This window comes from Pseudoxanthomonas sp. F37 (assembly GCF_022965755.1).
Lineage (GTDB): Bacteria > Pseudomonadota > Gammaproteobacteria > Xanthomonadales > Xanthomonadaceae > Pseudoxanthomonas_A.
The window spans coordinates 2843697-2856707 of the sequence record NZ_CP095187.1 but is presented as its reverse complement, the minus strand read 5'-3'; the positions used below and the strand labels follow the sequence as shown (position 1 = coordinate 2856707).

Here is a 13011-nt window from a genome sequence, read left to right as displayed (position 1 = left end):
CACCAGAATGTGACTTGAAAGGCGGTAAGGCCGCGATCCGCACGAATCCGTGCCAGTTCGCGGTAAGAGTGTTAACCTTTCCCAACTTGTTATGGTACCGTTAACACAGTCTTCACGTACGCCCGCATAATCTGTTCAGCAAGGCGACCGGTGCCTGTCGCCTCGAATAACAACTAGAAGTGCCGGAACCCGCGTCACCACGAAGCCCTTCGGTTTCTCACAACTGAACTTTTACAAGGAAAGGAGCTGCAAATGAACAAGAAGATTCTCTGCGCCGCGCTGCTCGGCGGCCTGAGCCTCGCGAACACCGCGATGGCGCAGGAATTCGACGACCGTTGGTACCTGACCGGCTCCGCAGGCTGGAACCAGCAGGATTCCGACCGTCGTACCGAAGACACCCAGTTCCTGACCTTGGGCCTTGGCAAGTTCATCAGCCCGAACTGGTCGCTGGACGGCGAACTGAACTACCAGAACCCGAACTTCGACTTCAACAGCGACCTGAACTGGAGCCAGTACGGCATCTCGCTGGACCTGCGTCGCCATTTCATCCAGGAAGGCCGCGGCTGGAACCCGTACGTCGTGGCGGGTCTGGGCATGCAGCGCTCGGAAGAAGAGTACGTGATCAACAGCCCGGACTCCCCGGCGCAGCGTCGTGACAACAACCTGGCCGCCAAGCTGGGCGTGGGCCTGCAGACCACCTTCGACAAGCGCGTCGCCGTGCGCGCCGAAGTGGCCTACCGTGCCGACTTCGACGACCAGAGCTACACCGCCGAAGGTGGCATCCATCAGCAGGAAGAGAGCTGGTTCGGCGACGTGCTGGCCTCGGTCGGCGTCGTGATCCCGCTGGGCCCGAAGGCCGAAGCCGCTGCCCCGCCGCCGCCGCCGGCTGCGCCGAGCTGCGCCGACCTGGATGACGACGGCGACGGCGTCAACAACTGCGACGACAAGTGCCCCGGTTCGCAGGCTGGCCAGACCATCGGTCCGGACGGCTGCCCGGTGCAGGTTTCGATCGACCTGAAGGGCGTGAACTTCGACTTCGACAAGTCGACGCTGCGTCCGGACGCGGTCGCGATCCTGAGCGAAGCCGCCGAGATCCTGAAGCGCTACCCCGACCTGCGCGTCGAAGTGGCCGGCCACACCGACCTGTGCGGTGCGGACGCCTACAACCAGTCGCTGTCGCAGCGTCGTGCGCAGGCCGTGTACGACTACCTGACCAGCAACGGCGTCGATGCCTCGCGTCTGGTGGGCCCGATCGGTTACGGCGAGAGCCGTCCGCTGGAGCCGACCGCGCAGACCCTGCCGGGCTGCAAGAGCGAGCGCAACCGTCGTACGGAACTGAACGTCCAGAACTGATCGGACGCTCACTGCGGTGCTGGAAGCCCGGCCTCGCGCCGGGCTTCTTTTTTGGAGCGCTTCGCGCGCCTTGCGTGATCGAGCGCCGCCTTTGCGCATCGCTGCGTGCGTGGCGGTGCATTTCCTTGCCATGCCCCGGTGCCCTGCCTACACTCGCGGCACTTGGAAGAGATTCAGGAGTCGCCCGATGCGCCGTCACGTCCTCGCCAGCCTGCTGTGCATCGCCGCTGTTCCCGCGGCCTACGCCGCACCGGATTGCGCGAGCGGGCTGGTGCCGGCACCGTTGAAGGCGCCGGCCACGGTGATCGCGCCGGTCGCCCCCCGAATTCACGGCCACCGCGACGCAGCTGGGTGCGCCTTCGGGCGTGCTGGCCTCGCATGCGTTCGATGAGGCCCAGTCGGTCGACCGCGTGCTGTTGCGCCTGCGCATCGAAGGCTGCCGCAACGTGGCCAAGGCCCTGCCCGCGCCGACCGGTGCGCCGGCCGCCGCCGTCGCCAACAGTCCGGCGGCCTACCAGCCCAAGACGGCACACGACAATACGCCGTGGCGCTTCGACATGAGCCAGAACGGCAAGCGCATGACCGCCGACGAGTTCGATGCCTGGATGAAGTCGCGCGGCGTCCGCGTGGTCAAGGCGCCGGGCGCACCGGCCCCCGCCCCGGCACCGGCCGAGCCGGCGAAGAAGAACTGATCCCTCGACGGCCGGAATACCGGCCGTTTCTTCCTGCATTGACGCAATGCCTGCGCCGCGCCCGCCCCGTGATCCGCGCGCATCGTCGCGCACGCGTGCATCTGTGCGCGATCGGGCGCAACCGGGCGTGCGGCATGGACTGGCCCGCGTGTTGTCCAAGCAGGGCGTATGCTCGCGCACCGAAGCGGCGCGCTGGATCGTGCAAGGGCGGGTATCGGTGGACGGGCGCATCGTGCGCGATCCGGAGTTTCCCGTCATCGCAGGTCGCGCCGTGGTGCGCGTGGATGGCCACGAGCCCGCGGTCGCGCCCCGCCACTACCTGATGCTCAACAAGCCGCGCGGCCTGGTCACGACGACCCGGGACGAACAGGGGCGCGATACGGTCTACCGATGCCTGGACGGCGCCGGCCTGCCATGGCTCGCGCCGGTCGGGCGGCTGGACAAGGCCAGCGAGGGGCTGCTGTTGTTCACCAACGATCCGGAATGGGCCGCGCGCGTCACCGACCCGGCCCAGGGTCCGGACAAGACCTATCACGTGCAGATCGACCGCGTGCCGGATGCATCGCTGCTGGACGCGCTGCGGACGGGCGTGGAGGTGGATGGCGAACACCTTTCGGCGCGCCATGCGCGCCTGCTGCGTTCGGGCGAACGCAATGCGTGGCTGGAGATCGTGCTGGACGAGGGGCGCAACCGGCAGATCCGGCGACTGCTCGAGGCCTTCGATGTCGGCGTGCTGCGGCTGGTGCGGGTGGCGATCGGCGCCATCGAACTGGGCACGCTCGCCAAGGGCGCCTGGCGCCTGCTCGATGCGCATGAGCGCGACCAACTCGCCCCGACAGGCGGGCGCTGATTGCGCGACCACCGTCCGGGTTCGGCGCGCGTCATCTGCCTACACTCGCTCTCGCCACACCATCGGGGAAAGACATGTTGAACCTGACCGCGCGCCCGGCGGCGCGTTACGCCCTGCTGCTTGCCTTCGGACTGCTGGCGGGGTGCGCCAGCCATGCGCCGGGCACCGCCGCCAGGAGCGCGCCCAAGGACGCCGTCGTCACCGTCGCACCAGGGCCGCATGGCCATCGCTTCGACATGCAACAGAACGGCCGCAAGATGACGGCCGAGGAGTTCGACGCCTGGATGAAGGCGCGCGGCATCCGCGTGGCCAAGGGCGCGCCGGCGCGGCCGAAAGCATCGTCGACCGGCAAGCGCGCCCGCTGAAGCGCGGACGCGCCCGTCCCGTCAGGCTGCCAGCACGCCCAGTTCGCGTCCGATGCGGATGAACGCGTCGATGGCGCGGTCAAGGTGCTCGCGCGTATGCGCGGCGCTCATCTGCGTGCGGATGCGCGCCTGGCCCTTGGGCACCACGGGGAAGAAGAAGCCGATCGCGTAGATGCCTTCTTCCAGCAGGCGTTCGGCGAAGCGCTGCGCCAGCGGCGCGTCGTACAGCATCACCGGACTGATCGGGTGCACGCCCGGCTTGATGTCGAAGCCGGCCGTCGTCATGCGCTCGCGGAAGTAGGCGGTGTTCTCGCGCAGCCGCTCGCGCAGCTCGCCGGCCGAGGACAGCATCTCGAAGGCCTTGATGCCGGCGGCCACCACATGCGGCGGCAGCGAGTTCGAGAACAGGTACGGGCGCGAGCGCTGGCGCAGCAGCTCGACGACTTCCTTGCGCGCCGTGGTGAAGCCGCCCAGCGCGCCCCCCATCGCCTTGCCCAGCGTACCGGTGAAGATGTCGATCCGGTCCATCACGCCTTTGACTTCGGCTGAGCCGCGGCCGGTCGCGCCGAGGAAGCCGGTGGCGTGGCATTCGTCGATGTGTACCAGGGCGTCGTACTTCTTCGCCAGCGCGGTGATCTCGTCCAGCGGCGCGATGAAGCCGTCCATCGAGAACACGCCGTCGGTGGTGATCAGCTTGGTCCTGCAGCCGGCCGCATCGGCGGCCTGCAACTGGGCTTCCAGGTCGGCCATGTTGCAGTTGGCGTAGCGGAAGCGCTTAGCCTTGCACAGCCGCACGCCGTCGATGATCGAGGCATGGTTCAGCGCGTCGGAGATGATGGCGTCGTCCTCGCCCAGCAACGGCTCGAACAGGCCGCCGTTGGCGTCGAAGCAGGCGGCGTAGAGGAGGGTGTCCTCGGTGCCGAAGAAGTCGGCGATCGTCTTCTCCAACTGCTTGTGCAGGTCCTGGGTGCCGCAGATGAAGCGCACCGACGCCATGCCGAAGCCGTGCGTGTCCAGGGCATCCTTCGCCGCCTGGATGATGTCCGGGTGGTCGGCCAGGCCCAGGTAGTTGTTGGCGCAGAAATTCAGGACCGTGCGCCCGTCTTCCAGGGTGATCTCGGCCGACTGGGGGCTGGTGATGATGCGTTCGGACTTGAACAAGCCCTGGGCGCGGATCTCGTCCAGGGTGGCGGCGTAGTGGGCAGTCAGCGGATTGGACATGGGGCAGGGACGAAAGGGGCAGGCCGCCATTCTACCCGCGCCCCGCGATCGCCCCGGTCGCGTCATGCGGTTACGGCATAAGCGGACGTCTTTTCGTCATTTCCCTGCGGGAATGTGCGCACGCAGCATCGCGTTTCCGGCCCGGCAGTCCCGGGTCCCGATCGCCACCCCCCCGGATGCTGCATGAAGAGATCCCTCTCGCACCGCGCACGCGCTGTCCTGCTTGGATGCGGCCTGGCATGGGCGTCTGCCGCGCTGGCCCGGGACATCACCCTGCTGAACGTGTCGTATGACCCGACGCGCGAGTTCTACCGCGAGTTCAACGCCGCCTTCGCCGCCGACTGGCAGAAGACCCGGGGCCAGAAGGTCGGCATCGAGACCTCGCACGGCGGTTCCGGCAAGCAGGCCCGCTCGGTCATCGACGGTCTCGAGGCCGATGTGATGACCCTGGCGCTGGCCTACGACATCGACTCGATCTCCCGGCGCGCCAAGCTGCTCCCGGCGAACTGGCAATCGCGCCTGCCCGAGAACAGCGCGCCGTACACCTCGACCATCGTGTTCCTGGTGCGCAAGGGCAACCCGAAGAAGATCCGCGACTGGCACGACCTGGTGAAGCCGGGCATCTCGGTCATCACGCCCAATCCGAAGACCTCGGGCGGCGCGCGCTGGAACTACCTCGCCGCATGGGCCTACGGCCTGAAGATCTTCAAGGGAGACGAAGCCAGGACGCGCAACTTCGTGCGGGCCCTGTTCCGCAACGTACCGGTGCTGGATACGGGCGCCCGCGGCTCCACCACCACCTTCGTCCAGCGCGGCATCGGCGACGTGCTGCTGGCGTGGGAAAACGAGGCCTTCCTGTCGATCGAGGAACTGGGGCCGGACAAGTTCGACATCGTCGTGCCGTCCCTGTCGATCCTGGCCGAGCCGCCGGTCACACTGGTGGACCGCAACGTGGACAAGCATGGCACCCGTGAGGTCGCGCAGGCCTACCTGAAGTACCTGTACTCGCCGACCGGGCAGCGGCTCGCGGCCAAGCACTACTACCGTCCGCGCTATCCGCAGTACGCCGCGCCCCAGGATGTCGCCCGCTTCCCGAAACTTGAGTTGGTGACCATCAACGGCGTTTTCGGTTCGTGGGCGAAGGCGCAGGCCACGCATTTCGCCGACGGCGGCGTGTTCGACCAGATCCAGGCGAAATAGCCATGGCGGTGGCGGCGCCCACGTTGCCGGGACGGACGCGCACGCGGCGCATCATTCCCGGGTTCGGCCTCAGCCTCGGCTATACGCTGCTGTGGCTGGGCCTGATCGTGCTGATTCCGCTGGCAGGCGTGTTCTTCAAGGCGAGCGGCCTGGGCCTGGCGGGCCTGTGGTCGATCTGGACCGAGCCGCGCGTGCTCGCCGCCTTGCGCGTCAGTTTCGCCACCGCGCTGGCGGCGGCCGCCTTCAATGCGGTGATGGGTACGCTGGTGGCGTGGGTGTTCGTGCGCTACCGCTTCCCGGGCAAGCGCGTGTTCGACGCCATGATCGACCTGCCGTTCGCGCTGCCGACCGCGGTGGCCGGCATCGCGCTGACGGCGCTGTACGGACCGACCGGTTGGCTCGGCCAATGGCTGGAAGCGGCGGGCATCAAGGTGGCCTATACGCCGCTGGGCATCACGGTGGCGCTGGTCTTCATCGGCCTGCCGTTCGTGGTGCGCGTGGTGCAGCCGGTGCTGGCGGAAGTCGAAACAGAGCTGGAGGAAGCGGCGGCGACGCTGGGTGCCAGCCGTTGGCAGACCGTGCGGCACGTGGTGCTGCCGGCCCTGTGGCCGGCCGTGCTCGCGGGCTTCGCGCTGGCGTTCGCACGCGGCGTGGGCGAGTACGGCTCGGTGATCTTCATCGCCGGCAACCTGCCCGGCGTGTCCGAGATCGCACCGCTGCTGATCACCATCAAGCTGGAAGAGTTCGACTACCAAGGCGCCACCGCCATCGCCGCCGCAATGCTGTTGTTGTCCTTCGCGCTGTTGCTGGTGATCAACACGCTGCAGGCCCGGTTGCAGCGCACCGGCAAGCGGGCAGGAGGCTGACATGGGCGACGCCCTTTCGGCCGTGATCGCCTTGCCACCGGAGTCCGTATCCGTGAAGCCCCGCGCATCCGCTCCGCCGCGTCGCCATGCCGCCACCAGCGAGCCCGCCTGGGTACGGGTGCTGCTGGTCCTCGGTGCATTGGGCTTCCTGCTCGCGTTCCTGCTGTTGCCGTTGGCGTTGGTGTTCGTGGAAGCGCTGCGCGGCGGATGGGGCGCCTTCCTCGCCGCGGTCAGCGAGGCCGATGCGCTGGCCGCGGTGGAGCTGACGCTGCTGGTCACCGGCATGGTCGTGCCGCTCAACCTGGTGTTCGGCGTGGCGGCGGCCTGGGCGGTCAGCAAGCATGAGTTCCGCGGCAAGCGCTGGCTGGTGACGCTGATCGACCTGCCGTTCGCCGTGTCGCCCGTGGTCGCCGGCCTGATCTACGTGCTGATCTTCGGTGCGCAAGGCTGGGCCTATGCACTGGTGGACGAGGGCTGGCGCCTGTCGTTGCCCCTGCTGGGCCCATGGCACCTGCAACTGCCGAAGATCATCTTCGCGCTGCCGGGCATCGTGCTGGCGACGACTTTCGTGACGTTCCCCTTCATCGCGCGCGAGCTGATGCCGCTGATGGAGCAGCAAGGCACCGACGAAGAACTCGCCGCACTGAGCCTGGGCGCAAATGGATGGCAGACGTTCTGGCGGGTGACCCTGCCGAACATCCGGTGGGCGCTGCTGTACGGCGTACTGCTGTGCAGCGCCCGCGCCCTCGGCGAATTCGGTGCGGTCTCCGTGGTGTCGGGCCATATCCGCGGCCGCACCAACACGCTGCCGCTGCATGTGGAGATCCTCTACAACGAGTACGCCTACAGCGCCGCCTTCGCGGCGGCCTCGCTGCTGGCGCTCACCGCGCTGCTGACGCTGGGGCTGAAGACCTGGCTCGAATGGCGGCACGGCGAAGCGCTGGCGGCCAACCATCGGCACTGAGACGACGCCATGAGCATCAAGATCGAGCACCTGCAGAAGCGGTTCGGTACGTTCACTGCGCTGGACGATGTCACCCTCGAGATCCGCCCGGGCGAACTGCTGGCGCTGCTGGGTCCCTCCGGTTCCGGCAAGACCACGCTGTTGCGCGTGATCGCGGGCCTGGAACAGGCCGATGGCGGGCGCGTGCTGTTCGAGGGCGAGGACGCCACCTCGCTGAGCGTCCAGGCCCGGCGCGCGGGCTTCGTCTTCCAGCACTACGCGCTGTTCCGCCACCTGACGGTCGACGAGAACATCGCCTTCGGCTTGCGCGTGCGGCGTGGCAAGCAGCGCCTGGCCGATGCGGCGATCCGCGCCCGCGTGGCCGAACTGCTCTCGCTGGTGCAACTCGATGGACTGGGCGGACGCTATCCGGCCCAGTTGTCGGGGGGGCAACGCCAGCGCGTGGCGCTCGCCCGTGCCCTGGCCATCGAGCCGCGCGTGCTGTTGCTGGACGAACCGTTCGGCGCACTCGACGCGCAGGTGCGCCGCGACCTGCGCCGATGGCTGCGTGAACTGCACGACCGCACCGGCCTGACCACGGTCTTCGTTACCCACGACCAGGAAGAGGCGCTGGAACTGGCGGATCGCGTCGCCATCCTCCATCGTGGCCGCATCGAGCAACTGGGCAGTCCTGCGGACGCCTACGACGCCCCTGCGTCGCCCTTCGTCTATTCCTTCGTCGGCGCCGTGAACCGATTGCCGGCGCGTTGGGAATCCGGCGCCCTGCATGCGGCAGGCTTGCCGCTGGCGGTGCGGGACGCGTGCGGGCAGGGCCGGGCCGAGGTGTTCGTGCGCCCGGAAGACCTGCGCCTGGTCGATGACGGGACCGGCTGGCCGGCGACGATCATCGGCGCGCAGCGCAACGGGCCGCGGCTGCGGTTGCGCGCGCGGCTGGAAGTGGGGGACGAAGTGGAGATCGAGCTGCCCTCGGACCATGAGGGCGCCGCCACGGGCCTCGGCCAGGCGATTCGTTTGGCACCAAAACGGTACGGCTGGTTTCCCCTGAATGGTGAAACGGCACCAGTGTGATGCGGCCTAAGCTGCTGAATTAATTAGAAAAGAAACCAATTTTCCGCTCGTCCGGCGGGGGCTTGACGTGAGTGATTGCTGCGTCGCACTATCCAAGCGCAGTTAAAAAATAGTGAAGTGGTGATGACGGTCGTACGACGTTCCACGCGCTTCGCCTGCCCCACGATCACTCGACCAAGGAGAATCCGGATGAAGCCCGTCAAGCTCGCTACCGCCCTCGCCACCGCCCTGCTGCTTTCGCTGCCGATGTCCGCCTTCGCCCAGGAGGCCGAGGAAGAAGCATCCTCGCCCTTCAGTGCGACCTTTGCGGTGACGTCGGACTACGTGTTCCGCGGCGTCTCCCAGACCGACAACGAACCGGCGTTCCAGGCGGGCGCGAGTTACTCCGCGCCGTTCGGCCTGTATGCCGGCGTGTGGGCGTCGAACGTGGACTTCGGCGACGGCGGTCCCGACTATGAAGTCGACTACTTCGTCGGCTGGAACAAGGACCTCAGCGATGCCTGGAATCTCGATCTCGGCGTGACCCGCTACACCTATGAAGGGTCTTCCGCCGGCTACGGCGACATCGACTACAACGAGTACATCGCCAAGGTCACGTGGAGCGGTCCGGTGACTGTGGCCGGTACGCTGGCCTACGCCGACGACTACAGCAACAGCGGGGCCGAGGAAACCTACGCTGGTGTTTCGGCGAGCTACGACATCGGCGAGTCCGGTTTCTCGGTGGGCGCTTCGACCGGCTATACCTCCATCGACGCCGGCAGCGACGGGCGCGCCGATTTCTACGATGGCGCCATCACCGTGTCGAAGGGCTTCGGTCCGGCGACCGCGACGCTGGGCTATTACGACACGTTCGGCTCGGACGCCTCCGAACTGCGCCGTGGCTCCGACATCTACAAGCCCGGCCTGGTGTTCACGATCGCGGTCGCGGTGCCCTGATACGGCGCTCGATGCGCAGCACAGGAAAGGGCGCCGCAAGGCGCCCTTTTTTTTTTTCACCGTTGCCGCGAAGGCCTCAGTTCCAGCTCAACACCACCTTGCCGGCCTTGCCCTGTTCCATCAGGTCGAAGCCCTTCTGGAAGTCGTCGATGGGCAGCTGGTGGGTCAGCACCTTGCCCAGCGGGAAACCGCTCAGCACCAGCTGGGTCATCTTGTACCAGGTCTCGTACATCCTGCGGCCGTAGATGCCCTGCACGGTGAGGCCCTTGAAGATGATGCGGTCCCAGTCCACGCCGGCGCCCTTGGGCAGGATGCCGAGCAGGGCGATCTTGCCGCCGTGGTACATGCAGTCCAGCATGTCGTTGAAGGCGCGCGGATTGCCGCTCATCTCCAGGCCCACGTCGAAGCCTTCCATGTGCAGGTCGGCCATCACGTCCTTGAGCGACTGGTTGGCCACGTTGACCACGCGGGTCGCGCCCATGTCGGCGGCCAGCTTCAGGCGGAAGTCGTTGACGTCGGTGACCACCACGTTGCGCGCGCCGATGTGCTTGCAGATGCCGGCGGCGATGATGCCGATGGGGCCTGCACCGGTGATCAGCACGTCCTCGCCGACCACGTCGAATTCCAGCGCGCAGTGCGCCGCGTTGCCGTAAGGGTCGAAGAACGCCGCCAGTTCGCTGGGGATCTGGTCCGGGATGGGCCACAGGTTGCTGGCCGGCATCACCATGTATTCGGCGAAAGCGCCGTTGACGTTCACCCCGATGCCGACGGTATTCGGGCACAGGTGCTGGCGGCCGCCACGGCAGTTGCGGCAGTGGCCGCAGACGATGTGGCCTTCGGCCGACACGCGCTGGCCCACGTCGTAGCCGGTCACCGCGGAGCCGAGCTGCGCGATGCGTCCCACGAACTCGTGGCCGATGGTCAGCCCGGGCTTGATGGTGCGCTGGCTCCACTCGTCCCACAGGTAGATGTGCAGGTCGGTGCCGCAGATGGCGGTCTTCTCCAGCTTGATCAGCACTTCGTTCGGGCCGGGCTGCGGGACGGGGAGTTCCTCCATCCAGATGCCCTTGCCGGCTTCGCGCTTGACCAGCGCCTTCATCGTCTGTGCCATCGGACGTCGATCCAAGTAAAGAGGGCGCGGATTATACGCCCCGGCCCGGAGCGGCCCTGTTGCAGGGCGCCTTGACAGCCCGGGATGGCATGGGGCGCGGGCGGGCAGGACGAAAGTCATGGGCGGCCGCGGTGACAGGTTCATTACAATCGGGACTTTCCTGTCCGTCACGGGGTTTCCATGCGTCCGAACCTGCTCGCCGCCGCCATCGCGGTCCCGCTGTCCCTGTTCGCCACCCAGGCCGCCCTGGCGGGCGAGGGCATGTGGGTACCGCAGCAACTGCCCGAGATCGCCGGGCCGCTGAAGAAGGCCGGCCTGAAGCTGTCGCCGCAGCAGATCTCCGACCTGACCGGCGACCCGATGGGCGCGGTCGTCGCCCTGGGCGGCTGCACCGCCAGCTTCGTGTCGCCCAACGGTCTGGTGGTCACCAACCACCACTGCGCCTATGGCGCCATCCAGCTGAACTCCACGGCCGAGAACAACCTCATCAAGAACGGCTTCAACGCGTCCACGACCGGCGACGAGGTCAGCGCGGGCCCGAACGCGCGCGTGTTCGTGCTGGACGAGATCACCGACGTGACGAAGGAGGCGAAGGCGGCCATCGCCTCCGCCGGCGACGATGCGCTGGCGCGCACCAAAGCGCTGGAGGCCTTCGAGAAGAAGCTGATCGCCGACTGCGAGGCCGAGGCCGGTTTCCGTTGCCGCCTGTACAGCTTCTCCGGTGGCAATACCTATCGCCTCTTCAAGAACCTGGAGATCAAGGACGTCCGCCTGGCGTACGCGCCTCCGGGCAGTGTCGGCAAGTTCGGCGGCGACATCGACAACTGGATGTGGCCGCGCCACACCGGCGACTTCGCGTTCTACCGCGCCTACGTGGGCAAGGACGGCAAGCCGGCTGCGTTCTCCAAGGACAACGTGCCGTACCAGCCGAAGCACTGGCTGAAATTCGCCGACCAGCCGCTGGGCGCGGGGGATTTCGTCATGGTGGCCGGTTATCCGGGTTCGACCAACCGCTACGCGCTGGCGGCCGAGTTCGACAACACCGCGCAGTGGACCTATCCGACCATCGCGCGCCACTACAAGAACCAGATCGCGATGGTGCAGGCCGCCGGCAAGCAGGATGCCGACATCCAGGTGAAGTACGCCGCCACGATGGCCGGCTGGAACAACACCAGCAAGAACTACGACGGCCAGCTTGAGGGCTTCAAGCGCATCGACGCCGCCGGCCAGAAGCGGCGCGAGGAGGCCGCCGTGCTGGGCTGGCTGAAGGGGCAGGGCGCCCAGGGCCAGCCGGCGCTGGACGCGCATGCCAAACTGCTCGACCTGCTGGAGCAGAGCAAGGCCACGCGCGATCGCGACCTGACCCTGGCGCTGTTCAACAACACCGCGATGCTGGGGGCCGCCACGCAGCTGTACCGCCTGTCGATCGAACGCGAGAAGCCCAATGCCGAACGCGAATCCGGCTACCAGGACCGCGACCTGCCGGCCATCGAAGGCGGCCTGAAGCAACTCGAGCGCCGCTACGTCGCGGCGATGGACCGCCAGTTGCAGGAGTACTGGCTGAACGAATACATCAAGCTGCCCGCCAATCAGCGCGTGGCCGCCCTCGATACCTGGCTGGGCGGCAACGACGCCGCGGCGGTGAAGCGCGCGCTCGACCGGCTGGCCGGTACCCGGCTCGGCAGCACGGAGGAACGGCTGAAGTGGTTCGCCGCCGACCGCAAGGCGTTCGAGGCCAGCAGCGATCCGGCCATCCAGTACGCGGTGGCGGTGATGCCCACGCTGCTCAAGCTGGAGCAGGAGCGCAAGACGCGTGCCGGCGAGAACCTGGCCGCGCGCCCGCTCTACCTGCAGGCGCTGGCCGACTACAAGAAGAGCCAGGGCGAGTTCGTCTACCCCGATGCCAACCTGTCGCTGCGCATCACCTTCGGCAACGTGATGGGCTACGCGCCGAAGGATGGCGTGGAGTACACCCCGTTCACCACGCTGGAAGGCGTGGTGGCCAAGGAAACCGGACAGGACCCGTTCGATTCGCCCAAGGCGCTGCTCGACGCCGTGGCCGCCAAGCGTTATGGCGGCCTGGAGGACAAGCGCATCGGGTCGGTGCCGGTGAACTACCTGTCCGACCTGGACATCACCGGCGGCAACTCCGGTTCGCCCGTGCTCGATGCGCACGGCAAGCTGGTGGGCCTGGCCTTCGACGGCAACTGGGAATCGGTCAGCTCCAACTGGGTGTTCGATCCGAAGATGACCCGGATGATCGCCGTCGATGGCCGCTACCTGCGCTGGATCATGCAGGAGGTCTATCCGGCGCCGCAGCTGCTGAAGGAAATGAACGTCGGCAAATGAGCGGTCGCCAATTGGTCTGATGGCCCGCGGGCCGTC

General features: G+C 67.3%; 11 protein-coding genes and 1 pseudogene. 10 read left to right on the top strand and 2 right to left on the bottom strand.

Annotated features, from left to right (window positions below; genetic code table 11):
• Positions 1 to 252 precede the first annotated feature (252 nt).
• The 4 genes and pseudogenes from MUU77_RS13470 (at position 253) to MUU77_RS13455 (ending at position 3260) form a co-directional block, all read left to right on the top strand.
• Entirely contained in the window at positions 253 to 1353 is a 1101-nt protein-coding gene (locus MUU77_RS13470; RefSeq protein WP_245087824.1) for an OmpA family protein, read from the top strand.
• 187 nt (positions 1354 to 1540) lie between these two features.
• Positions 1541 to 2045 (top strand): annotated as a pseudogene (locus tag MUU77_RS13465) (hypothetical protein).
• Positions 2046 to 2091: 46 nt separating this feature from the next.
• The gene (locus tag MUU77_RS13460) at positions 2092 to 2895 is read left to right on the top strand and encodes a pseudouridine synthase (RefSeq protein WP_245087821.1); all 804 of its coding nucleotides are present in this window, start codon (positions 2092 to 2094) and stop codon (positions 2893 to 2895) included.
• 74 nt (positions 2896 to 2969) lie between these two features.
• Positions 2970 to 3260 carry a hypothetical protein gene (locus tag MUU77_RS13455; protein WP_245094709.1) on the top strand — a complete coding sequence of 97 codons (291 nt, stop codon included), beginning with the start codon at positions 2970 to 2972 and terminating at the stop codon, positions 3258 to 3260.
• 21 nt (positions 3261 to 3281) lie between these two features.
• Here MUU77_RS13455 and kbl read toward each other — a convergent pair whose 3' ends face one another.
• Complete coding sequence (gene kbl, locus MUU77_RS13450; RefSeq protein WP_245087818.1) at positions 3282 to 4481, bottom strand: glycine C-acetyltransferase; 1200 nt, start codon at positions 4479 to 4481, stop codon at positions 3282 to 3284.
• A gap of 183 nt (positions 4482 to 4664) precedes the next feature.
• Here kbl and MUU77_RS13445 point away from each other — a divergent pair, with 183 nt between their 5' ends.
• The 5 genes from MUU77_RS13445 to MUU77_RS13425 all read left to right on the top strand — a co-directional run bounded on the left by MUU77_RS13445 (position 4665) and on the right by MUU77_RS13425 (position 9515).
• A complete protein-coding gene (locus MUU77_RS13445) occupies positions 4665 to 5681 on the top strand; it encodes a sulfate ABC transporter substrate-binding protein (RefSeq protein ID WP_245087815.1) in 1017 nt (338 codons plus the stop codon).
• Positions 5682 to 5683: 2 nt separating this feature from the next.
• Complete coding sequence (cysT, locus tag MUU77_RS13440) at positions 5684 to 6547, top strand: sulfate ABC transporter permease subunit CysT (protein WP_245087812.1); 864 nt, start codon at positions 5684 to 5686, stop codon at positions 6545 to 6547.
• A gap of 1 nt (position 6548) precedes the next feature.
• Positions 6549 to 7511, top strand: coding sequence for a sulfate ABC transporter permease subunit CysW (gene cysW, locus MUU77_RS13435; protein WP_245087809.1), 963 nt, complete (start codon positions 6549 to 6551; stop codon positions 7509 to 7511).
• Positions 7512 to 7520: 9 nt separating this feature from the next.
• Positions 7521 to 8579, top strand: coding sequence for a sulfate ABC transporter ATP-binding protein (locus MUU77_RS13430; protein WP_245087806.1), 1059 nt, complete (start codon positions 7521 to 7523; stop codon positions 8577 to 8579).
• Positions 8580 to 8768: 189 nt separating this feature from the next.
• Entirely contained in the window at positions 8769 to 9515 is a 747-nt protein-coding gene (locus MUU77_RS13425) for a TorF family putative porin (protein ID WP_245087804.1), read from the top strand.
• A gap of 76 nt (positions 9516 to 9591) precedes the next feature.
• On the opposite strand, the gene tdh is transcribed toward MUU77_RS13425, so the two are convergent.
• Positions 9592 to 10626: an L-threonine 3-dehydrogenase gene (gene tdh, locus MUU77_RS13420; protein WP_245087801.1), complete on the bottom strand. Its 1035-nt coding sequence runs from the start codon at positions 10624 to 10626 to the stop codon at positions 9592 to 9594.
• 180 nt (positions 10627 to 10806) lie between these two features.
• Here tdh and MUU77_RS13415 point away from each other — a divergent pair, with 180 nt between their 5' ends.
• Positions 10807 to 12975: a S46 family peptidase gene (locus tag MUU77_RS13415; protein WP_245087798.1), complete on the top strand. Its 2169-nt coding sequence runs from the start codon at positions 10807 to 10809 to the stop codon at positions 12973 to 12975.
• The last annotated feature ends 36 nt before the right edge of the window (positions 12976 to 13011 follow it).

Excerpts from the sequence above, each read along its gene's own strand:
- MUU77_RS13470 (WP_245087824.1), top strand. The coding sequence starts at position 253 with ATGAACAAGAAGATTCTCTGCGCCGCGCTGCTCGGCGGCCTGAGCCTC.
- MUU77_RS13460 (WP_245087821.1), top strand. The coding sequence starts at position 2,092 with ATGCCTGCGCCGCGCCCGCCCCGTGATCCGCGCGCATCGTCGCGCACG.
- MUU77_RS13455 (WP_245094709.1), top strand. The coding sequence starts at position 2,970 with ATGTTGAACCTGACCGCGCGCCCGGCGGCGCGTTACGCCCTGCTGCTT.
- kbl (WP_245087818.1), bottom strand. The coding sequence starts at position 4,481 with ATGTCCAATCCGCTGACTGCCCACTACGCCGCCACCCTGGACGAGATC.
- MUU77_RS13445 (WP_245087815.1), top strand. The coding sequence starts at position 4,665 with ATGAAGAGATCCCTCTCGCACCGCGCACGCGCTGTCCTGCTTGGATGC.
- cysT (WP_245087812.1), top strand. The coding sequence starts at position 5,684 with ATGGCGGTGGCGGCGCCCACGTTGCCGGGACGGACGCGCACGCGGCGC.
- cysW (WP_245087809.1), top strand. The coding sequence starts at position 6,549 with ATGGGCGACGCCCTTTCGGCCGTGATCGCCTTGCCACCGGAGTCCGTA.
- MUU77_RS13430 (WP_245087806.1), top strand. The coding sequence starts at position 7,521 with ATGAGCATCAAGATCGAGCACCTGCAGAAGCGGTTCGGTACGTTCACT.
- MUU77_RS13425 (WP_245087804.1), top strand. The coding sequence starts at position 8,769 with ATGAAGCCCGTCAAGCTCGCTACCGCCCTCGCCACCGCCCTGCTGCTT.
- tdh (WP_245087801.1), bottom strand. The coding sequence starts at position 10,626 with ATGGCACAGACGATGAAGGCGCTGGTCAAGCGCGAAGCCGGCAAGGGC.
- MUU77_RS13415 (WP_245087798.1), top strand. The coding sequence starts at position 10,807 with ATGCGTCCGAACCTGCTCGCCGCCGCCATCGCGGTCCCGCTGTCCCTG.